Raw genomic sequence first — 23,773 nt, forward strand, 5'->3', positions numbered from 1 at the left:
GCATAATAAATCGCTAGTAATATTTGAAGAAAGGGTGTATGTGGTGCAAATTACAAAAAGATTAATTAACAAATCATTCTTATTACTTACCATAATCGTTATGTTATCATCTGTTTTCTCCTTTCAGAGTGTGAAGGCAATTTCAAATTCGAAAACAACTGACATTATCATTCATTACAAAGAGAAGCTTGGAAATACAAAAGACTGGAATCTTTGGTTATGGGGTGAAAATGCAAATGGTACATCTTATGAATTTACTGGTGAAGATGAATTTGGAAAATACGCTAAGATAAAAATAGACGGTGACTATAATCGTGTAGGATTTATAGTTCGAACAAATGAATGGGAAAAAGATGGTGGAGATCGTTGGATTGAAAATATAAAGGAGGGTCGTGCTGAAGTATGGATTCTTTCGGGTGATGAAAAAGTATATAACTCTAAGCCTTCTTCAGATCTCTCAATTCAAAAAGCAACTATTGATAGTTTCCATGAAATTACTGTAACGACTAATGTCCCATTTAATATTAGGGAAAAGAAAATTGAAATTGAAGGCATTAAAATTAAGAATATTAGTCCTTATGATATAAACAGTGGAGATATTACTAATAAGGTTAAAATAATTACGGAACAGAAAATTGATTTAAAACAAACATACAAAGTTAAAATAGAAAACTTAGCTGATACGAATACTGAAATTGGTAAAGTCATTCGTAGCGAGGAATTTGATAATTTATTTTATTATAGTGGTAACGATTTAGGGAATACATATACCGCGCAACATACAAAGTTCCGTGTATGGGCTCCTACTGCAAGTGAAGCGAAGTTAGTTACATATAAAAAATGGAACGATAAAATAGGTACTGAAATAAACATGCAACAAGGTGAAAAGGGAACTTGGACAGCAGAACTAAAAGGGAACCAAAAAGGGCTCTTTTATACGTATAAGGTCAAAATTGGTGATAAGTGGACTGAAGCAGTTGATCCATATGTGCGTGCTGCTTCTGTAAATGGGGATAAAGGTGCAGTCGTTAATTTAGAAGAAACAAATCCGAAAAAATGGAAAGCAAACAAAAAGCCAAAATTTAAAAATCCGGAAGATGCTATTATTTATGAGTTACATGTACGCGATCTTTCCATCCAACCTGAAAGTGGTATTAAACAGAAAGGGAAGTATTTAGGTGTAACAGAAAAAGGAACAAAAGGGCCAGAAGGTGTAAAAACAGGACTTGATCATATAAAGGATCTAGGTGTTACTCACGTTCAGTTTTTACCGATATTTGATTATGCTTCAGTAAATGAAGAGACTTTAAATGAACCGCAATATAACTGGGGATATGACCCTAAAAATTTTAACGTTCCAGAAGGCTCCTATTCTACAAATCCTTATGAGCCGACTGTGCGAATAACTGAATTGAAGCAAATGGTTCAAACACTACATGATAATAATCTTCGAGTAGTGATGGATGTAGTATATAACCATATGTATAACGCTGCTGAATCTAATTTTCATAAGTTAGTTCCAGGTTATTATTATCGTTACAATGAAGATGGAACATTTGCAAATGGAACTGGAGTAGGAAATGATACTGCTTCAGAAAGAAAAATGATGAGGAAATTTATGATAGATTCCGTCACATATTGGGCGAAAGAATACAATTTAGATGGATTCCGTTTTGATTTAATGGGTATTCATGATTATGAAACGATGAATGAAATACGTAAAGCTGTTAATCAAATTGACCCTTCTATTATACTACACGGAGAAGGATGGGATTTAAATACACCTCTTGCAGCTGAGCTGAAAGCAAATCAAAAAAATGCAGAGAAAATGAAAGGGATTGCTCATTTTAATGATAATATACGTGATGGATTGAAAGGTAGTGTATTTGAGGAGAAAGAAAATGGTTTTGTAAATGGAAAGCAAAACATGGAAGATCGTATTAAAAAAGGCATTACAGCAGGTATTGACTATGATACAAATTCGTCTACCTATCAAGATCCAGAGCAGGTGCTAACTTATGTGGAAGCACATGACAATCATACATTATGGGATAAACTTGAGTTAACTAATCCAGGTGACAGCGATGAAGTGCGAACACAAATGCACAAATTGTCTTCTTCGATTTTATTAACATCACAAGGAATTCCATTTTTACATGCAGGGCAAGAGTTTATGCGGACGAAATACGGTGATCATAATAGTTACAAATCTCCCGATTCAATTAACCAGATGGATTGGCTGCGCCGTGCAACGTTTAATAATGAAGTAGATTATATGAAGGGCTTAATAGAATTACGCAAAAAGTACTCAGCTTTTCGAATGACATCTGCAGAGCAAATAAAAACACAAGTTTCATTTATAGGTGCCCCGAAAAATACGGTAGCTTATACAATAGAGGGGAATAAAAATGAATACTTTACGGTGGCTCACAATGCAAATAGAGAAGCGGTTGAAATAACACTTCCATCGAAAGGGCCTTGGAAAGTACTAGTAGATGGGAAGCAGGCGGGAAGTAAACCACTTTATGTTGTCCATGACAATAAAATTAAAGTTCCTGCATTAAGTTCCATTGTTTTAAAATCAGAAAAACCTACTAAATAAAAGCGAAGAGTGTGGAAATAAATACTGAATTGAGCAAAGTTAATAAGGATTGCAAATAAAAAAAGCGAAGTGAAGATTATTCTCACTTCGTTTTTAAAGTTAATGTAATATAATTTCACATACTGTAATTATATTACAATTTAACAAAAGAAATAAGCAATAGATTATTTCTTTTGTGACAGTAGGGGGAGAAAATATCTTTGAGTTTATTTATAAAATTATATGAAATACGTTCGTAATTCAGATAATTTTTATTATATATTTGAACATATAATAAACTAGATGTTCGAGTTGTATTAATTCCTACAAATCGTTTAAAAATAACAAAGGCGTAAAAAGTATATGGAATTAAAATAGAGAAAAGACACCATTCAAGGTGTCTTTTCTCTATTTTGAATATGAAATGTAAGTAACTCAATTGTATGTAATAGTATGTGATATTTTCACACTAACTAATTAAGAAAAATTTAAAACTCTTTTCTTAATCTATTTGTAATAAATTACATCATAAAATTTTATCAATATAATAAATAAAACTTTCTCAACATTATTTGATTTAATAACTATATTCAACCGCTCTTCAATCTATTACAATAATTTCACATTGGAAATACATGAATATTCTCAATGTTATAAATGGTTTATACCTTATAGGATTACTGTGGGAAAGGATGTGAAATATCCAAAAAAAAATCATTTTTTATGATTAAATAAAAAAATTTAATGAAGAAAAAGTTATTTCATTATTTTCAAGTTTCGTTAAAGTACATGTATTTATAATCACTATGAGACAAGGAGCAGAATCTAAAAAAATTTTGTAAATTAGAAAATTGCATTTCAAAAATAAGTTAAACGTTTATGGAGGGTTATATGAGCGAGAAAATTTATTACTGGTCTCCGATTAAGCATTGGGAGAAGTTGCATAATGAAGTTTTGATAGGGGAAATGAGGTTTACAGATATTCTGTCTGAGTGGTTTCCTGATTTTTATTTTATGGCTCAAAAAGGTGTGAAAATTAGTGAACTAGTAGAGCGCTTTTCGTTAGGAAATGTAGAAGAGACACAAAAAAACATAGAGCTCATGATAAAAAATCGTGTGTTAGTAAGTAACATATTACACCCAAGAGAAGTATTTTCTTCACAAGAAAAGATTTTTCCAAATCCATATAGCAACCAGATTCGCTTTTCTAAAGAAGAGTTAGATAAGTATATGAGTGAACAATTAAATCGCACGCACGTTGCTGCACGGTCAACCGAAATTCAACTTGAAACAACAGATGAGCTACCCACTATAATCAAGGAACGTAGGTCTTGTCGTCAATTTGAAATGGAAAAACACATTAGTTTTTCGGAATTTTCCCGATTCTTATCAACTCTAAAACAGGTTAGGGAAGAAAAAATATATTATCATTACGCAAGTGCAGGCGGGCTCTATCCCATTGATATCTTTGTTTATATAAAACCAAAACGTATAGAGGGTATGAAAGCTGGATTTTATTATTATAACCCATCAAAAAATAGTCTTGTGATTGTAAACAACATTGATCAAGTGATCAAAAGTGATCATGAGTTAATTAATCAGGATTTATTTACTCAATCTGCATTCTCAGTTTATTTGGTTTATAATGCGAACGCTTCCATCCCGAAATACGGTTCAGATGGATATTTATTTGCTTGTATCGAGTCAGGCATTATCACTGCTACCTTAAATATGGTTGCTGAGACATTAAATTTAGGGGTTTGTTCAGTTGGTCATATGAAATTTGAAGAGATTCAGCAATTTTTATGTTTGGATAACCATCAAGTGTTTCTCCATGGGCTTGAAGTTGGCTTGAAAATTAACGAGTAGAAGAAATGAATATTAGGGGGATAAAGATAATAATGCACATTAAATATCGAAGTTCAATTCATGAAAATAAAGAAGTAGAAACATTTTGGAAGGAGCAATTATCTTCCGAGGTTCTCGATTTTTCTGTATTTAATAGCGATAACCAACTAAATAAAGAAACACCTTGTGAGTACGTTCAAGTCATAGTGAATGTAGAGTTTAGTAAAAGTATACAAAAAATAAGTAAGTCTCAAGATTTATTATTTAGCTGGTTTCAAGCCGCTTTAAGGGTTTGTTTGGCACATTATACAGATCAAGAAAGAATTACTATTGGTATTCCTATAATTGAAAAGAATCTTGAACAAAGTGAGAATCTTAATAAGTTGATTCCTTTAGGAAGTGAAATCCATCCGCATCACACCTTTAAACAATTAGTAAATGAGATTGAACAAACGACTTTATTCGGGTATGAAAATCAGGAGTATCCGCTCTCTGAATTATTAGTTAAACACAATTTAACTCCTTTTCAAATTGTAATCGGGATGGAAGGATTACATAATGAAAATTCGCTAGAAGAATACGCAGAGAATAATTTAGTCCTATGGATACGAAAAAAATGGAATGAAATACATAATGAATTTGAATTTCAAATTTCTTGCAAGTCCCGTTCATTCTCTTCTTTGCAACAGTTTGCCAATTCGTATTGTTATGTTTTAAAGCAAGTTTCACAAAACCCGAATTTGGCATTGAAAGATATTTGTATTATTGCAGAAGAAGAAAAAGAGTTGCTAGAAGGATTGAATACTTTTCAAACGGGCATAGACTTGTTTCAATCATTTCAAGATTTGTTTGAAGCGCAAGTATTAAAAACTCCAGATCAAATTGCTGTTGTTTGTAATGATCAATCTTTGACATATAGAGAATTGAATAAGAAAGCGAATCAATTGGCTTCTATTCTTCAAAGTAAAGGTGTTTCAAAAGAAAGTATTATTGGCGTTATGGTAGATCGGTCATTAGAAATGATTATTGGTATGATGGGGATTTTAAAAGCAGGAGCAGCCTATTTACCAATAGACCCTAACTACCCAACTGAACGAATTGAATATATGTTACAAGATAGTCAAGCAAAATATTTACTTAGTAAGCGAACAGAGGAAGTATTGCCACAATTTGCGGGTGAAGTACTGTATCTTGATAAAGAATATCTTTTTCAAGGTGAAGAAAGTAATTTAGTACGAGAACATAATCCTAATGATTTGGCTTATGTTATTTACACATCAGGATCGACAGGAAATCCAAAAGGGGTAATGATAGAACAAAAATCGCTAGTTCATTTTTTAAATGTAATGAGAGAAAAAGTAAAGGCTAATCAATCATTCTTGTTTCTTGCTAGTGTATCTTTTGATATTTCCTTGTTAGAAATATGTCTTCCTTTAACGCAAGGTTCAAAAGTAGTAATTGTTACAGAGGACCAGTTTGCAACAAAAGAATTGGCTCATTTGATCAAAAAACATAAGGTGGATTTATGGGAATCAACGCCATCGCGAATGGAAGTGATTTTGAGTGATCCAGAAGGGGCAAATTTTCTAAAAGATTTAAAATCTATTTTATTAGCAGGAGAAGCATTTTCCATTGATTTGGTTGAAAAAATTCGTTGTATCAGTGAAGCAACAATTTTAAATATTTATGGTCCCACAGAAACAACCATTTGCGCAACAGTAAAAGACTTGAGCACTTCCAAAGAAGTTACGATCGGCAAACCAAATCCGAATTATCATTCCTATATATTGAATAAGTATGGCCAATTAAAACCATTTGGAATTCCCGGTGAACTCTGCATTGCTGGAGTAGCGGTAGCACGAGGGTATCTTGGTAAAAGTAAACTGACAGATGAAAAATTTGTACCGAGTCCTTTTATGGCAGGGGAAATGATGTATCATACAGGTGATCTCGTTCGTTGGTTGCCTAATGGAGAACTTGAGTATTTAGGTCGAATGGATCATCAAGTGAAAATTCGGGGGTATCGGATTGAATTAAGAGAAATCGAAACTCAATTAAGGGAATATCCAGAAATAAACCAGGCTATCGTTGTTGATCAAGTGTATGGAAATAGGAAATTATTAGCTGCCTACTATGTATCGGATAACAAGGTGTCTTTTGGTGAAATCAGAAAATATTTAAGTGATAAATTACCTGAGTTTATGATTCCTGAAAAAATGATTCAGGTAGAAGAGATTCCATTGAATCCAAATGGAAAAGTGGATAGAAAAAGGTTATTGGATATAACACAAACGGATTATATATCAATTCCATACGTTGCCCCGCGCAATGAAATTGAACAAAAATTAGTGCGTGCGTGGGAAAAAGTTATGGAGATTGAGGGAATCGGTATTCATGATAATTTTTTTGCATTAAAAGGAGAATCCATTAAAGCACTTCAGGTAATTAATTTATTAAGAAAAGACTGCTTAAAAATAAGTACAACAGATTTTTTTAAGCACCCTACAATCGCTCAACTGAGTTCTTGTGTAAAGTTAGAGCATAAAGAGGAAAACTTTGAAAGTAGACCAACTCATGTTAAAGATTTGTCTAATCCATTTTCCTTAACAGAAGTTCAAACAGCGTATATGTTAGGAAGGAATTCACAGTTTGAATTAAGTGGTATTTCACCTCAAACATATTTTGAATATGAAACAGCATTGGATATCAATCGTCTTTCAAAAAGTTTTCAAAAGGTAATCCATCGTCATCCAATGTTGCGAGCTGTAATTTTACCAGAGGGAAAACAGCAAATATTACAAAGCGTTCCTGATTACGAGATTGAAATAGTGAGTCTCATAGATTTAGATGATAGGAATCAAAATGCTCGCTTACAAGAAGAGCGTTCTCGAATGACTAACCATGTATTCCCTTTGGGGCAATGGCCTTTGTTTGAATTGAAAGCTTTTCTTTTAAAAGAAGACACATATTTATTATGTTTTCGATACGATGCTTTATTAATGGACGGAGCAAGCATGAACATTGTTGGACAGGATTTGTTGCATTATTATTATAAACCAAATCAAAAATTAGAATCTTTATCTTTTGATTTTCAAGATTATATGTTTATCTATGATGAAATGGAACAAAGCGAAGAATATAAAACAGCAAAAGATTATTGGACAAGTAAGCTTCCTGACTTTCCGTTTGCACCTTCTTTGTTGTTAAAAAAGGATCCAGCAGAGATTGCTACTCCTAAATTCCAATCACTTACTAAGATCCTGGACAATGAAAAATGGACAAAGCTACGAAAGATAGCACAAGAGAAAGAGGTAACTCCTTCCGCTCTACTTTGTACAATATATGGTGATGTGTTGGCATATTGGAGTAATCAATGTCGATTAGCAATTAATTTGACTGTATTTAACCGTTATCCTGTTCATGATGAAGTAGAACAGATTGTAGGAGATTTCACATCGCTTATTTTGTTGGATGTTGATGTAAAACCAGAGCAAACTTTCTTTACTAGAGTAAAAGAAACGCAATCTACTTTATTAGATGGCCTTGAACATCGTCATTACGATGGAGTTAACTTTATTCGAGATTTTACTCGATATCATCAAATGACGCCAAAAGCAGTTATGCCAATCGTTTTCACCTCGATGTTAGCAGGTGCAGGTGCTTTCTCTTGGGAAAAACTTGGTTCTCTTCGCTATATTCATGCTCGGACTCCACAAGTGTATTTGGATAATGTAGTAATTGAAAAAAATGGAGAGTTACTAATTAGCTGGAACTATGTTGAAGAGTTGTTGGATGTTGATGTAATAGAAGCAATGTTTTCCCAATTTGTTGACTTATTGGAACAATTGGTGAAACAAAGCAATATAACATCTTTGCAGATGAAAGAATCGGATCAAACTTTAATTAAGCAATACAATGAAACAACAGAAAAAATACCTTCAACTACTCTGTATCAATTATTTACAGACCAAGTAAAACGTACACCGGATGAAGTAGCAGTGGTATTTGAACAAGAATGGTTAACATACACGGAACTTCATAAACGCTCCAATCAAATTGCCCACTTCTTAAAAGAGCAAGGCATTGGTCTAGGTGACAAAGTGGGTCTTTTAGCAAAAAGGCGAGTTGACACAATTGTTAATATGTTAGGTATTTTAAAAGCAGGTGCCGCTTATGTTCCGATTGATCCCGATCATCCTTTAGATCGCCAAACATATATTTTAAAAAATAGTTCATGCAAGCTTTTATTAGAACCTAGTCTTTATGAAGAAAATCATTTGTCATTTTATACAACAAAAGATATGCCCGCTATTGCTGGTCCAGAAGATATTGCCTATATTATATACACTTCAGGAAGTACAGGAAAACCAAAAGGAGTAATTATTACTCACCAAGCGGTTACAAATACTATTCAAGACATAAATCAAAAATATGAGGTAAATGAAGATGATCGTATTATTGGTATCTCTTCCATGTGTTTTGACCTATCTGTATACGATATTTTCGGAGCTTTAAGCACAGGTGCAATGTTAGTAATGATTCGTGATCCGAGAGACATGCAAGAATTAATCCGCACTGTCGAACGTAGAGGGATTACAATTTGGAATACAGTGCCTGCAATCATGGATTTGGCATTGGATCAAGTAGGTTCTCATTTTGAACATTCTTCTTTACGTTTAGTTTTACATAGTGGAGATTGGATTCCGCTTTCTTTACCAGAAAAAATAAAACGACATTTTCCGATTGCAGAAGTAATTTCACTAGGAGGGGCAACAGAAGCATCGATTTGGTCAATTTATTATCCGGTCAAACAGGTGGAATCACATTGGAATAGTATTCCATACGGGATGCCCTTGGCAAACCAAACGTATTATGTGTTGAACTATGAAAAGAAAATGTGCCCTGTTGGTGTAATTGGAGATTTATATATCGGGGGAGTGGGCCTTGCTAAAGGATATTTAAATGATGAAAAGAAAACAAATGAAGCGTTTGTGTCACATCCTGATTTTGGTCTTATATACAAAACAGGAGATTGTGGAAAAATGCATTCTGAGGGATATATTGAATTTTTAGGCCGCCAAGATTACCAAGTGAAAATTCAAGGATATCGAGTAGAGTTAGAAGAAATCTCTCATTGTCTTCTAACTTATAAACAAGTCGAACATGCTCTCGTAATTGATCAAACAGATGAGAACGGAATAAAATTTTTAGTTGCATATGTAGTAACTGAGCAAAATATTAGTACAACAGAACTACGAAAGCATTTGCGAGATCACTTGCCAGATTATATGATTCCTTCTTATTTTGTTTATTTGGACCAATTACCCCTGACTCCAAACGGGAAATTAGATAGAAAAGCGCTCCCTACTCCGCAGAAACAAAAAAATGAAGTATTTATTGCTCCAAAAACTGAAATGGAAAAAATATTAACTAGTATTTGGCAAGAAGTACTCAAAATAGATCAAGTTGGAGTAAATGATCATTTCTTCGCCTTAGGTGGAGATTCGATAAAAGCGATTCAAGTGTCCGTTAGACTGTATCGACAAGGATTCGAGCTTGAACCAAAAAATCTATTTTCATTTCCTATATTAAGAGACATGGTTCAATTTGTTAAAAAGCTAGACCAGTTTTCAAGTTCACAAACAAATGATGTAAATATAATGAACGATAATAAAGCTACATTACTAAATGTTAAAGATAAACAACTTAATCAACATACACTTACCAAAATACAAGAAAAAATGCCGGATATAAAAATAGAACGTATTTACCCGTTAGCACCTTTCCAGAAAGTTATTTATGAGCATGCTACGAATGAACCTGATACAAATGCATATTTTGAACAAACAATTTGGGCACTTGAGGGGGAGCTGGATATTAAACTCTTTATTCAGTGTTTCCAACAATTAGTTGATCGTCATGATTCTTTAAGAACAATAATTGTGCAAGATGAACAAGCAAAACCTTGGCAAGCTGTTCTATATAATGTTCAAATAAATTCAGAAATAAAAAACTTGATTGAGATGACGAAACAAGAACAGCAAGAATTCCTAGATCAGTGGATGAATGAAAATTTAAGTCAAGGATTTAAAAATGGTGAACTTATGACCCGTCTCTGTATATTCCAACTAGGTAATAACGAGTATAAGGTAATTTGGAGTTCCCATCATCTATCATGTGATGGTTGGAGCGTCAGCATTTTGATAGACGAATTATTCCAGCTCTACGAAACTACAAATGCGGGAACTACGGCGGAGTTACCTATGGTAAAACCTTTTGAAACATTTATAGATTGGACTTTGGCACAAGATCATGAGAAAGCACGTCATTTTTGGCGAGATTATTTATCAGGATACAATCAGAAAATTAGTATTCCTAAAAAGAAAGTCCCATCTAAAAGTGAAGGGTTAAACTTCACTTTTACGGATTTAACATTAGACAAGGATTTGACTGATCAGTTACAGACATTTGTAACTAAAAATAATATAACTATGAATACGGCATTACTAGCTGTATGGGGAATATTGCTTGGCAAATTTAACGGAACGAGAGAAGTAGTATTGCCTAATCTAGTATCAGTCAGACCTCCCGAAGTAGAAGGAATTGAAAATATGTTCGGTCTGTTCACAAATATTTTGCCTATCCGATTAGCATGGACAGAAACGCAATCTTTTGTGGACTTCCTGCAAAAGGTACAACTAGAGACATTGAAATGTAATGAGTATGCATACTATTCATTTGTTGATATACAAAAGCAAAGTGAATTAAAAACTGAGTTGACTGACCATCTTTGGGTTTTTGAAAACTATCCAACTAATCCAGCAATCTTTTCTTCAAATGAAAACAGACATTTTGCTATCACGGATTACGAAGTCGTTGATGAGCCACATGTAAAGTATGGAATTATGTGCTTCCCTGAAGAAAAACTTACAATAAAGTTTGGATTTGATCAAACCGTATATGAAGCAGAGAAAATACAGGAAATATTAAATCACATTTATGGATTAATCAACATGATTCTTCAAAATCCAGTACAAGCAATTGGTGATTACAAATTATAAAAAATGAAAAGGCGAGCAAGAACTCGCCTTTTTAAATAGAATAGGAGCAAACCAAATGACAAAAAATTTGCAGTTATCAGCCGAAGAGATGCGTCAGTTAGGATATCAAGCGGTTGACTTGATTGTTGATCATATGAATCATTTAAAAAGTAAACCAGTTTCAGAAACGATTGATAGTAATATTTTTAGAGACAAGCTAATTGAAAAGATTCCGGAAAACGGATCTAATCCAAAAGAATTACTTCATTTTCTTAATAACAATGTGTTTAATCAAATTACTCATGTGGATCATCCTCATTTTATGGCTTTTGTGCCAGGTCCTAATAATTATGTTGGTGTATTAGCAGATTTTTTAGCAAGTGGGTTTAATGTATTTCCTACAGCTTGGATAGTAGGTGCAGGTGCCGAACAAATTGAATTAACGACAATTAACTGGTTAAAATCAATGCTAGGATTCCCTGAATCAGCTGAAGGACTATTTGTCAGTGGCGGTTCCATGGCTAATTTGACTGCACTTACTGTAGCAAGACAGGTTAAGTTGAATAATGAAATCGAAAATGCGATTGTTTATTTTTCTAACCAAACTCATTTTTCTGTAGATCGAGCACTTAAAGTATTAGGTTTTAAACAGCATCAAATTTGCCGAATTGAGACAGATGAAGATTTGAAAATTTCAGTTAGTACTTTAAGAAAGCAAATAAAAGAAGATCGATTAAAAGGGAAAAAACCATTTTGTGTTATTGCAAATGCAGGGACAACGAATTGCGGAGCGGTGGACTCCCTCGATGAATTGGCTGATGTATGTGGTGATGAAGATATATGGCTACACGCGGATGGGGCTTATGGAGCTGCAGCAATTCTCAGCGAAAAAGGAAGAGAGTTGTTAAGAGGAATTCATCGTGTTGATTCTTTGACGTTAGATCCGCATAAATGGCTTTTTCAGCCTTATGATGTTGGTTGTGTACTCATTCGAAATAGTCAATATTTAAGTGAAACGTTTCGTATGATCCCAGAGTATATTAGGGATACGGAAACTAATATAGAAGAAAAAGTGAACTTTGGGGAGCGTGGAATTGAACTTTCTCGTAGATTTAGAGCATTAAAGGTATGGCTTTCTTTTAAAACATTCGGAGTTACAGCTTTTCGTGAGGCAATTGATCATGGCATTATGCTAGCTGAACAAGTTGAAGAATTTTTAAGGAAAGAAAAAGATTGGGAAGTAGTAACACCTGCCCAATTAGGAATTGTTACTTTTCGTTATATTCCATGTGAGCTAACATCTACAGATACAATTCATGAAATAAACAAAAAATTGGTGGAAGAAATTAATCAAAGAGGATTTGCTATGCTAAGTACGACTAAATTAAAAGAAAAAGTAGTAATTCGACTTTGCTCTATCAACCCAAGGACAACAAAAGAAGAAATACTTCAAATCATGATGAACATAAAAGCATTGGTAGAGGAAATAAATACATCGTCTAAACATCTTATATCTGTTTCTCAACCTTGATATATTAGGCGGATTTTACATATTAATAGCCGATTTCAAATGAGAATCGGCTATTATATTTAAATGATAATAACACTCACAAATGTATACTATTTATGAGTGTTTCTCTTGTAATGGGATTAAGCCTCAACTTTAGATACTCGTTTGAACCCAGTTTTTATTGCTTGTACTATTTCGTTCACAGCATAAATAGATACATCGGCATTTGGATTTAACCCTTCAAACCAGTGATAGGCATTTGGATATAAATGAAACTCGACATCAACACCAGCTTGCGCTAGTTTGCTTATATAGGTTAATGTTTCGCTTCGGAATGGATCTAATTGACCTACAAATGTGTAAGTATACGGTAAGTCACTATAATCCTCAGCTCGAGAAGGCGCTGCATATGCAGGGATTTGATCCATTCCATACATTTCTCCTAAATACATTTTCCAGCCAGCTTCATTTGCCTTTTGGTTCCAAACAAATCCTTCTTTAATTTCATTCGCTGAAGGTGTATTATTTCGGTCATCAATCATTGGATATAGTGGCATTTGTAAACAAATTGAAGGATATTTTCGATCTCGTGCTAATAATGATAATGCTGCTGTTAGTCCACCGCCAGCGCTTACTCCTGCAACTCCAATTCGATTCGAATCAATGTTTAATGACTTTGCATTATCAGCAATCCATTTTAAAGCTGAATAACAATCCTCAATTGGTGCTGGGTAAGGGTGTTCAGGTGCTAAGCGGTAGTCTACAGACACGACCACACAGCTAGCTTCTTTTGCAAACCTCATACAAGTATCATCGTTATCATCTATAGACCCTAAGATATAACCTCCACCATGTATCCATAATAAGACAGGTAAAGATTCATGATTTGATTTTGGACGATAAATTCGTAATGGTAACGGATTATCATCAGGCCCAACAATGACTTTATCTATTAAAGAAAGGGAGTCATCAACAACGGTAGGTGGTCTCATTTGAGCTATTCCTTCTCTGATTGATTGCAAATTTTCTGGGCGTAAATCGAGATCCGGAAACATCTCTAACCCTTGTAATAATTCTGGATTTACTCTAGTTTTCATTTTAGCACCTCTATTTGTAATTGTTTTCAAATAAATGAAGTGTATTCTAAGTAGTTTAATTGTGAAAGAACACCACAATTAAATTGTAAATTGGATATGTTATAACAGTCAACAGAATATTCAGAAATTAAAACCTTTCTCAAGAAGGAGTTTCATGCAATTAATAATACAAGTAGCGGATTTAAGAGCAAAGTGTTTTAATGTCGTTGTAATTATGTACATTAGAAAAATTTCTTTTCTAGACTCATGAAGAATTATAAAAAGCAAAATTTTATAGATAGTTATTTTAAAAATAAACAAAAAGAGAAGAACTAACCAATGTTCTTCTCTCTTTTTCATATGTAATTAGGGTATCCATAAATGTAAATACGGATGGTATAGATTAATGGATGAATAATTTATTTTTAAATTAATAACGTAATAAATAAAGATTTTTGTATGTAATATTGCATATACAGGGACCACTGGTGAAAATGCTGACCAATGCTTTTCCACATGGTAAATTAGTTCCTTAGTTATTTATTTTATTTCATTTTCAATCGTGTAAGGCTTGGGGCTAAGATTTACAAAGGTGACTAGTAAAAAATATAACAATATAAGTATAAGATTTTGTACTTAGTAATCTCACAATTTAAGACCTGTCATTGGATAAGTGCAGGGAGTTCAATCGATTTTGAATAAAATTGATTGTATCAGTTGCAATTTTTTTACGTTTAAGAACTATCCCGGCATGCCCACATGTATAAATATATCGTGTAGGCCTTTCCCAAGATTCCCACAAGTAGTCTGTATCCTCAGAATGCACATATAGATCGTGCTTACCTGAAATCAATAAAATATTTTCTTTTTTTACTTTTGGTAATGCTTGACTCGGTTCAGTGATTTTCCAATAATCTATTAAATCATCATACGTTACACCATGATGTTCCAAGTCTTCTCTAATAAATTTACCTGGAGTTGTATTCCAAATTGAATAAGAAAGTCGATTTGCATAGAAAATGGATGCTAACACATCAATTTCTTCTTCAACAAGAGAGGTTAAGTTAGTAATAAATCCACCTAAACTAATTCCTATTAGAATCAGGGGACCATTTTTATTTGCTTTAATCCATTTAATCAAAGCTCGTAAATCAGCTACAGCTTGTCTAGTTGCTTGTACTGTTCGTTCAATATTTGCACTTACCATATACTCTCCACTGAAAAAGGATTGATCGGGTTTTCTTTCAAAATGATAGGGTAGAGTGAAATAATACATATTCCACTTCAGGCTGGTCATATGATCGTGGAATATTTTTTTCACACGTTCGTTAGAATCCATTCTCCAACCGTGAACAAAGATAACATGAGGTGCATTTTCATTTTTATGTAAGAATAATTCCCCAGTTACAGAGTCGTTGCGTGAATCACCGGATTGAACCGAACTTTTATATTTGAATTGCCCAACCATGTATTCCTTTTCCTGTTTTGAATGCTTAATGTCAAAATGAATATAGGATGGTTTTACGTTATAAAAAGATTCTATGTCCTTTATATTTAATGAAGTGTTAGATAGGGAAGTATACTGAAACGCTACACTTCTTTTTTTGTGTAAATCATATAAGGCGTACCGATCAATGAGTTTTGAAAAAATCAAATTACCCTCCTCCAAAATACATATTGTTTAAAACATGGACAAAATTTATGTTGTAAATTAATTATAAAATATTCTCTTTTCCTAATAGTAGGTGATAAATTTGTATATCATATTATAAAGCTTGCAATAAAATAAAACTATAAATAAATTATACTAAAATCTAAAAAGCAAGTTAATATTCTTATTCATATAAGAGAATATTAACTTGCTTATTTTCGTATTAAAAGATGCACCTTTTAAAGCGACGTGATTTGTATGAGATACAGTAACTATATTAAATCCCTATATTATAGCTATCCAAATAAGTTTCTCTATATTTATTGTATAGAAATTACACAGTAAATATTTTTTGTGCTACATACATTAAATTAATCTTAACCTTTATATAAATTTATTAAACGGAATAACTCCTTACCAATATTCAAAAACGGCTGCGTTTTTGAATTTGTGTTCTAGCTTTTTTGGAACAGGTAAATAACTACACATAAACTCCTTGTATCTCTAGTTAAACTACCGATTAGCTCCATATAAACTCTAGATAACCTATATAGAATACAAGTTATCAAGGAGGTAAGAAAAAATGAATTTTATGAAACGAGCAATTCTCAGTATGAAAAAAAGGATAGGAACATCATTAATTTTGATGGCAGTTTTTCTGATTGTTACAAATTTGGTTCTTTCAGGTTTCACAATCCAAAATGCGTCAAAAAAAGCAGCGGATGCTGCGAGAAAAAAACTTGGTGCAGATGTTACTTTAGGTCTTGATTTCGACAAATTAGGTCAAAAAGCTAAGGAAACTGGAGAAATGCCAAATCCACCGCAGCTCGATACAAAAGAAACAGATCAATTAGCGAAATCCAAGTATGTAAAAGACTATAATTACATAGCTAACACTTTTGGTATTTCTGATGGACTTAAACTAGTAGGAGCTTCAGAAGAAGAAGGAAAAGGTAAAGCCGGAATGGCGGCTGTGCGAGGCGGTTCAAGCTCTGGTACAGAAATAGATATGAATGCTTCTTTTATGATTGAGGGAGTTCGCAAGATTGCATTACAAGAAAGCTTTAAAAACAGAAAAAGTAAAATCATTGATGGAAAGCCAATAACAGAGCAAATGAAGGATCAGAATGTAGCTTTAATGGAAAAACGATTAGCGGAATTAAACAATTTGAAAGTAGGAGACAAAGTTAAAGTGCAATCAGGGGATAAGAAGGAAACCCTTGAGGTTGAAATTATCGGTATTTACGAAACAAATGAGCAAGCAATGGGTCAACAGGCTCCTCCTATTATGGATCCAGCTAATAAACTATATATGCCGCATTCAACTATGAAAAAATTAGAAGTAGACCAAGGTATAAGTAGTGTTCAAGTCGTGTATTTCTTGAATGATCCACAATATATTGATGCATTTAAAAAAGAAGCAAAAAAATCTAATATTGATTTTAATTATTATAAATTAGATGCGCATGATTCATTGTACAAGCAAATGATTGGTCCTATCGAAAATATCTCTTCGACTTCTCAAATGATCATTTATATTGTATCGATTGCAGGTGCGATCATTTTAGGATTAATCATTATGCTATCAATTAAAGGGCGTCGTAAAGAAATGGGAATTCTATTGTCTATTGGAGAGAAAAAGTGGAAACTGATGGCGCAATTCGTAGTAGAAGTAGTGTGTGTCGCTATTTTAGCATTTGGATTATCCATAACAACAGGAGCTAAAGTTTCTCAATATATCGGGGATAATTTACTTTCGAATGAAATTGCTACTGCAAGCGAAGAAACAGATACCTCGCAACATGGTACTGTAATGATGGCTGGACCCGGTGGTACTCTACAAAATCAAAAAGAAGATCCAATTGATAAAATTGATGTAAGTGTAACAGGAGAAGATGTAGGAAAAATGGGTGGAATTGGACTAGCTATTGCTATAATAGCAACGCTTCTTCCAGCATTATCTATTCTACGTTTAAACCCAAAACAAATTCTTTTAAAAGATGAATGAGGAGGCTCGATATGGAGACGATTTTACAGTTTAAAAATTTGGATTATTATTATGAAAGTAACGGAAAAAATGTAGCGATACTAGATAATGTTAACTTTTCTTTTCAAAAAGGACATTTCTACACGATTTTAGGACCATCTGGATCTGGTAAAACTACAACTCTGAGCTTAGGTTGTGGACTGGATGTCCCTAAAAATGGTTATGTACTGTATAATGGCAAAGATATTAGAAAAATTGGTTTGGATCGATACCGTAATCAAAATGTATCTGTAATTTTCCAATCTTATAACTTAATTACCTATATGACCGCTCTTCAAAACGTCTTAACAGCAATGGAAATTACAGGTGTTAAAGTGCAAAATAAAACAGCAAGAGCATTAGAATTATTAGAGAGGGTAGGACTCACAGAACTTGAAGCGAAACGAAACGTATTGCAACTAAGTGGCGGGCAACAACAGCGTGTAGCAATCGCTCGAGCACTATCTTGTAATGTTGATTTACTAATTGCAGATGAGCCGACAGGAAATCTCGACGAGGAAACCGCAATGGATATAATAGAACTGTTTCAAGAACTTGCACATAAAGAGAATAAATGCATTATTGTTGTGACTCACTCACAGGAGGTTGCAAAAAAATCAGATCGTGCGGTGTATTTAAGTAAGAAGAAGTTGGTCGTAAATGAAATTTAATATAAATATCGTAGTTATTAAATTCACATAACTTTCAAAAACTATCCCTTTCAAAAGTTTATATTTGATTTATAATAATATCAAGCCATAACCAAAATGGTCTCCCTGTACTGAATGTTAAAATAGTTTGTTGTTCCCGTTTTAATAATATTTGAAAAAGAACTTGTAGGATATTCTACAAGTTCTTTTTATTATAATTGGTTACCTATATCATGGGATAATCACACATAGTTATTGCAGAATTAAACCTACAATCATAATTAAACTAAATACTATTATCCAACCAAACGCACAATAGCCAAAAATTCTAATCCATTTAGGTAATTGATTCATGTTAATTTTATTTGAGGGAACTCCCTGCATAGAAAACATCATTTTTTGATCTCTATCTCTATTATTTTGCTGTTCATACATAATATCATCACCTTTCCAGATATATTGAGTTTGTAGTATATCAATCTAAAGAAATTCATGTACAGAATAAAAGGGGATAGCATATATATTATGTGGTGGACTTTATAAATAAATGCATTTAATCACCATGGTTCTAAGCACTAATCCGTTATAAATACTGAAAAAGAGCCCTACATAAATAGGACTCTTTTTCTTCAAATGTTAAGTTGCTGGATATAAATCAGAACCGAGGTAACGTTCTTTTATAATTTGAAGATGATGAAGCTCATGACCAGCAATGATGTATGCTAATGCACGAACTGTAACTTCAGAATTATTCGCATTTCCTCTTTGTGACCAAGCTTCTTTATCTAAGCTTCTAAGTAAATACAGGGTAGATTGGCGAACAACTATTAAATTCTCAAGAAGATCTTGCATAGATTGCTTATCAAAAGCAGCTCTAAGAACATACATATCATCATTATAGCCTGGAAGTTCTGCTGTCTCACCTCGAGCGATAGATAGCAATCGATACGCCATAATCCGTTCTGTATCTGCTATATGACCGATTACTTCTTTTATACTCCATTTAGTAGGAGCATACCGGAAAAGCCCCTCACTATTAGAAATTCCCTTTAATAAAAGATTCGTTTCCTTCATTTGTTGTTCTAGAATATGTATGATATTTCCGTCTGATACTAAGTTGGTATACGTTGCATAATAGGAGTTATATTCACTTACCTTTGGTCTTATTTGCATACGAATCATCCTTTTTGTTTTATGTTTAATCTTTACATATAGCTTATCATAAAAGAATTCCAAATTAATCTGAAAAATGGAAGCAAATATGCATTTTTCATCCTCCTTTTTAGTTTCATAGATGAAATGCATCTCAAATAAGAGAATCTAATTTGCGCTATGCGGAATTTCGTTTTTTTGCTGTTATAGTAGAAGATAGATATGTAAATTGAATACAGTTTGTCACTACTTATGATAATCGCCATTTAAGAAGCAGCATTTGTCCATTAAGTGAAAAACCTGTTAATAAGTTTATATTTACTACAAAAACAAACAAACTCGTCCTATTTAAAGGAGAGTTTGTTTGTTTTTGTGTTTAGATAATGGAATACTCATGCGAAATTGCACACTATGTTCCATATTTTTTATTGAATACTTTATATCTAGCGTTTCAAGAATTTGTTTAACAATATATAACCCCAAACCACTTCCTCCAGTATTTCGATTTCTTGATTTTTCAATTCGATAAAATGGTTTGAAAATTTGTTGTAAATCTTCATCTTTAATATTGACACCTGTATTTATAATTTGCATTTCGATTTGACCTTGTTTCGAATCCTCACTTAACTTTATATAGACTTTTTCATTATGTGGTGAATACATAACCGCATTGTGAATAATATTTTTACATGCTTTTTCTAAAAGAGCACAATCTGTATAAATAGAAAGGTCAGAATCAATTTCTTTTATTATTTCGATGCTCTTTTGAGAAGCAAAAAATTCGAGATCTTTTGTGATTGTACCTATTAACTTTGAAGGATTAACTTTCTCTACTTTTAGTTTGAAGGTGTGTTGTTCTAATTTCGATACGCTTAAAATTTCACGAACTAATTGTTCCATACTTTCAATAATTTGATGATTTTTCTTTAAATATTGATCGCGATTTTGATAAGGGCCAATATTATAAATCATCCCTTCTAAGTAGCCTTTCATTACAGTAAGAGGGGACTTTAATTCATGTGCTACAATCGCAAAAAACTCTCTGCGTTTTGTTTCTATTTCTCTTTCTTTTTCAATATCATTTTTTAATTGTTCATTTGCTTTTTTTAAATCAAACATAGCTTGTTGTAAGTTAATAGACATGTCATTCAAACTATTAGACAATTCTCCTAACTCATCTGTAGAGCGAACCTCAATTTTTTCGGAGAAATCTAAATTTGCCATCTTTTGTGCACCTTCATTAATATAAATAAGTGGCTTTGTAATAAACCTGGAATAAAAATAAGCACTCCCTATACCAATTACGAGTACAATGATACTAATATAGGGGAGAAAGCGTACTAAAACCTGTGAAGCTTCATCAATCGGTTGAAATGTAGCAAAGACTATAAGCGTTAAACTACCATCTTGGAATTGAATTGGTTTCGTAACGTTATATGAATTGCTAAGGGTACTTGCATTCTCGAATCGTGTTGCTTTAGTAACTACTGTTTTTTGCGTACCACTTTGAATAAAAGAAAATGAAGGAGAGTAAATAATTACTCCTTCTTTATTTTGAAGGTAAAGCATCGCATTATTTTTTTTTGCGTATTCATCAAAAAGTGGTATCGCATCTTGAAACGTAAGATTTTTAGACTTATCAATGATTTCGTTTATCCCTGTTTGAAGTTGATCTGTTTTATATTGCTCATAAAATGTAGGAAGAAAGAAGTATAAAGTTAAATAAATCAATACTGCAAAGGATAACAAAATGAGAGATGTAGTCATAAAGAGTTTATAAGTGATTTGCTTCATTTTCATGAGTTTCACAATACTATTCATCAATTTTATAACCAATACCCTTTATTGTTTTAATATAAGGGATAGCTAATTTTTTGCGTAGGTTTTTAATATGTGTATCAATTATTCGTGTTTCTCCAAAATAATCGTACCCCCAAACTTTCTCTACGATATTTTCTCTTGTAAGTACTTTTCTCTCATTTTGAAATAGTAGTTGTAGAATTTCAAACTCTTTTGTCGTTAATATAATTTCAACTTCATTTACATACACTCTATATGCATCCACATCGATACGAACTTCTTTAAATATCAAATGATTATTTACATTTTTATCATAACTTCTTCTAAGTACAGCTTCGACTCGTCTAATCAAAACATGAAATGAAAAGGGTTTTGTTATATAATCATCGATCCCAAGATCGAATCCTTTCATTTGATCTTCCTCTTCTTCCAACGCAGTTAGCATAATAATTGGTACGTTTGACTGACTTCGGATCATTTTAGAAACTTCAAATCCATTAAGATTGGGCATCATGACATCTAGAAGAATTAAATCAAAGGATTGCTTATTAAATTGTGTCATACCCTCTAGTCCATCTGAAGCGACTACCACTGTATAATGCTGTGTCATTAAAAATTGTTTAATTAATTCCTGAATTTCTTGATCGTCCTCAACCACGAGGATATGATAATTTTTCATAATATCACCTCTGGTAGTCATTATAGCCGTACAATCTGGAGTTTATGTGGAGATACAGTAGTAAACTTCATAGGACGTTTACTACCAAAAAGTATTATTAGCTATATTCCTTTTTTATGGAGAAATAATTGCTTAAAAAAACTTATCGTATGAATTGATGTACGATTAATATTTACGAAAAACTAATGTATAATAACGTGAATTGTATGTAGTTTCTTAAAATTCTCGAACATATACTTTTGCTTCTTTACCAAAAGAGGAAAAGGAATTTCAATATAGAAGAAGCTACTGTAATACTAGAGTGTGTGCCAAGAACTATGGATTTCTTTCATCTAGTTTTTATTTAATCGTTAATCACTACATAACAATGTTCTTGCTAAACCAAAAGTTTAAAGGTACAAACTTGGAAAGATTTATATAATGCTAGAAAGGTTGTGAAATGATTTGATGGGTTATAAAGCGATGCTGTTTGATTTAGATGATACATTACTTGATAGGGATAAAGCAGTAGAGGCATTATTTTTAATTGTTTTAGAAAAGTGTTATGAAAATGTAGATGGTGCGGCTAAAAGCAACATGTTACAGAAATTCAAAGAATACGATAAAAGAGAATATGGCATAAGTAATAAAACGACAGTTTTAGAATCATTGTTTGATGAATTCACGCCGAAGTATAGATTGCCACGCAATTACATCCAAGATTTTTGGAATAATAATTTCCCTAGATGTTTTTCAATAGACCAAAATACTATTCATTTCTTAAATCAAATAAAGAAGCACTTTAAAGTTGGAATTATAACAAATGGCTCAACTCAGAGGCAAAAAGCTAAAATATTTAACACGAATTTAAATAGGTATTTTGAAACAATCATTATTTCTGAAGAAGTGGGATTTAGTAAACCTGATAAACGTATATTCGAACTAGCATTAAATAAGCTAAATTTACAGCCGGAAAATACTTTATTTGTTGGTGATGACTTAGAAAAGGATATTGCTGGTCCTCAAAATGTAAATATAAAAGGTGTGTGGTTTAACCCTCAGAAGATCAAGAATACTACCAAAATACAACCGTATGCCGAGATTAACACTTTGGATAGTTTGTTAAGTTATGTTACTCCACAATATTTTTATAACAAGTAAAGGCAATTCCATATATATATTCAAAAATATAAAAAAAGAGAAACTATCATTAATTTCATTGACCGTATTAGTAATAAAAAATATATACTTACAATAAAAAATAGATGCGATTTTAATAGCTGTGGCTAATTTAATCTATGATTAATACGAAGTTTTGTAAAACAATTTTACTCATACTGTGTAAATTATAAAGGGGTGGGACTATGGAAATAAAGAAAGTAGTAATCGATGGAATCAATATTGCGCTCATTAGAAACGATAAGGTATTAATATCGGATGTTCAGTCTGCATTAGATACTATGGCAACAGTTCAATATGAGGTAGATGCGAAACATATTATTATCCATAAATCTTTAATAAGTGAAGATTTCTTTGATCTAAAAACACGGCTTGCGGGCGATATCCTTCAAAAGTTTATAAACTACAAGGTAAAGATTGCTATTGTTGGGAATTTCTCTATGTATACTAGTAAAAGCTTAAAGGATTTTATTTATGAATGTAATAAAGGGGATGACATTTTTTACTTAGCAACTGAACAACAAGCAATTGAAAAACTAAGTACATTAAAGTAATAATTATATCCTGCTAAATTCCCTCATTTCACTTAGTTCATGATTATA

At 32.5% G+C, this 23,773-nt stretch carries 14 protein-coding genes; 8 read left to right on the top strand and 6 right to left on the bottom strand.

Going from position 1 to position 23,773, the window contains the following annotated elements; translation table 11 throughout:
• Window positions 1-43: 43 nt before the first annotated feature.
• The 4 genes from pulA (at window position 44) to MRP26_RS15800 (ending at window position 13,000) form a co-directional block, all read left to right on the top strand.
• Window positions 44-2,602, top strand: a complete 2,559-nt coding sequence (gene pulA / locus MRP26_RS15785; RefSeq protein ID WP_242806305.1) for a type I pullulanase — start codon at window positions 44-46, stop codon at window positions 2,600-2,602.
• 870 nt (window positions 2,603-3,472) lie between these two features.
• The gene (locus tag MRP26_RS15790; RefSeq protein WP_142330430.1) at window positions 3,473-4,450 is read left to right on the top strand and encodes a SagB/ThcOx family dehydrogenase; all 978 of its coding nucleotides are present in this window, start codon (window positions 3,473-3,475) and stop codon (window positions 4,448-4,450) included.
• A gap of 32 nt (window positions 4,451-4,482) precedes the next feature.
• A complete protein-coding gene (locus tag MRP26_RS15795; protein WP_242806306.1) occupies window positions 4,483-11,490 on the top strand; it encodes a non-ribosomal peptide synthetase in 7,008 nt (2,335 codons plus the stop codon).
• 55 nt (window positions 11,491-11,545) lie between these two features.
• Window positions 11,546-13,000, top strand: a complete 1,455-nt coding sequence (locus MRP26_RS15800; protein ID WP_053564277.1) for a pyridoxal phosphate-dependent decarboxylase family protein — start codon at window positions 11,546-11,548, stop codon at window positions 12,998-13,000.
• A 119-nt stretch (window positions 13,001-13,119) separates the two neighbouring features.
• Here MRP26_RS15800 and MRP26_RS15805 read toward each other — a convergent pair whose 3' ends face one another.
• On the bottom strand, window positions 13,120-14,076 hold the full coding sequence (locus tag MRP26_RS15805; protein WP_000857931.1) for an alpha/beta hydrolase: 957 nt from the start codon (window positions 14,074-14,076) through the stop codon (window positions 13,120-13,122).
• Between the two features lie 631 nt (window positions 14,077-14,707).
• Complete coding sequence (locus MRP26_RS15810; protein ID WP_000577721.1) at window positions 14,708-15,709, bottom strand: alpha/beta hydrolase; 1,002 nt, start codon at window positions 15,707-15,709, stop codon at window positions 14,708-14,710.
• A 580-nt stretch (window positions 15,710-16,289) separates the two neighbouring features.
• Between MRP26_RS15810 and MRP26_RS15815 the strand changes: the two genes are divergently transcribed.
• Window positions 16,290-17,714 (top strand): ABC transporter permease, encoded by a 1,425-nt coding sequence (locus MRP26_RS15815; RefSeq protein WP_242806307.1) that lies wholly within the window; start codon window positions 16,290-16,292, stop codon window positions 17,712-17,714.
• Between the two features lie 11 nt (window positions 17,715-17,725).
• Window positions 17,726-18,403 carry an ABC transporter ATP-binding protein gene (locus MRP26_RS15820; protein WP_000447853.1) on the top strand — a complete coding sequence of 226 codons (678 nt, stop codon included), beginning with the start codon at window positions 17,726-17,728 and terminating at the stop codon, window positions 18,401-18,403.
• Between the two features lie 231 nt (window positions 18,404-18,634).
• Here MRP26_RS15820 and MRP26_RS15825 read toward each other — a convergent pair whose 3' ends face one another.
• The 4 genes from MRP26_RS15825 to MRP26_RS15840 all read right to left on the bottom strand — a co-directional run bounded on the left by MRP26_RS15825 (window position 18,635) and on the right by MRP26_RS15840 (window position 22,013).
• Window positions 18,635-18,817 (bottom strand): hypothetical protein, encoded by a 183-nt coding sequence (locus MRP26_RS15825; RefSeq protein ID WP_000273229.1) that lies wholly within the window; start codon window positions 18,815-18,817, stop codon window positions 18,635-18,637.
• 201 nt (window positions 18,818-19,018) lie between these two features.
• Window positions 19,019-19,555 (bottom strand): DinB family protein, encoded by a 537-nt coding sequence (locus tag MRP26_RS15830; protein WP_016512709.1) that lies wholly within the window; start codon window positions 19,553-19,555, stop codon window positions 19,019-19,021.
• Window positions 19,556-19,882: 327 nt separating this feature from the next.
• Window positions 19,883-21,334, bottom strand: coding sequence for a sensor histidine kinase (locus tag MRP26_RS15835; protein WP_078401664.1), 1,452 nt, complete (start codon window positions 21,332-21,334; stop codon window positions 19,883-19,885).
• A 13-nt stretch (window positions 21,335-21,347) separates the two neighbouring features.
• The gene (locus MRP26_RS15840; protein ID WP_075719971.1) at window positions 21,348-22,013 is read right to left on the bottom strand and encodes a response regulator transcription factor; all 666 of its coding nucleotides are present in this window, start codon (window positions 22,011-22,013) and stop codon (window positions 21,348-21,350) included.
• Between the two features lie 447 nt (window positions 22,014-22,460).
• Between MRP26_RS15840 and MRP26_RS15845 the strand changes: the two genes are divergently transcribed.
• Window positions 22,461-23,153: an HAD family hydrolase gene (locus MRP26_RS15845; RefSeq protein ID WP_000540709.1), complete on the top strand. Its 693-nt coding sequence runs from the start codon at window positions 22,461-22,463 to the stop codon at window positions 23,151-23,153.
• 203 nt (window positions 23,154-23,356) lie between these two features.
• Window positions 23,357-23,725, top strand: coding sequence for a DUF4180 domain-containing protein (locus MRP26_RS15850; RefSeq protein WP_242806308.1), 369 nt, complete (start codon window positions 23,357-23,359; stop codon window positions 23,723-23,725).
• The last annotated feature ends 48 nt before the right edge of the window (window positions 23,726-23,773 follow it).

Origin of the sequence: Bacillus sp. CCB-MMP212 (assembly GCF_022748145.1) — a bacterium.
GTDB classification, from domain to species: domain Bacteria; phylum Bacillota; class Bacilli; order Bacillales; family Bacillaceae_G; genus Bacillus_A; species Bacillus_A cereus.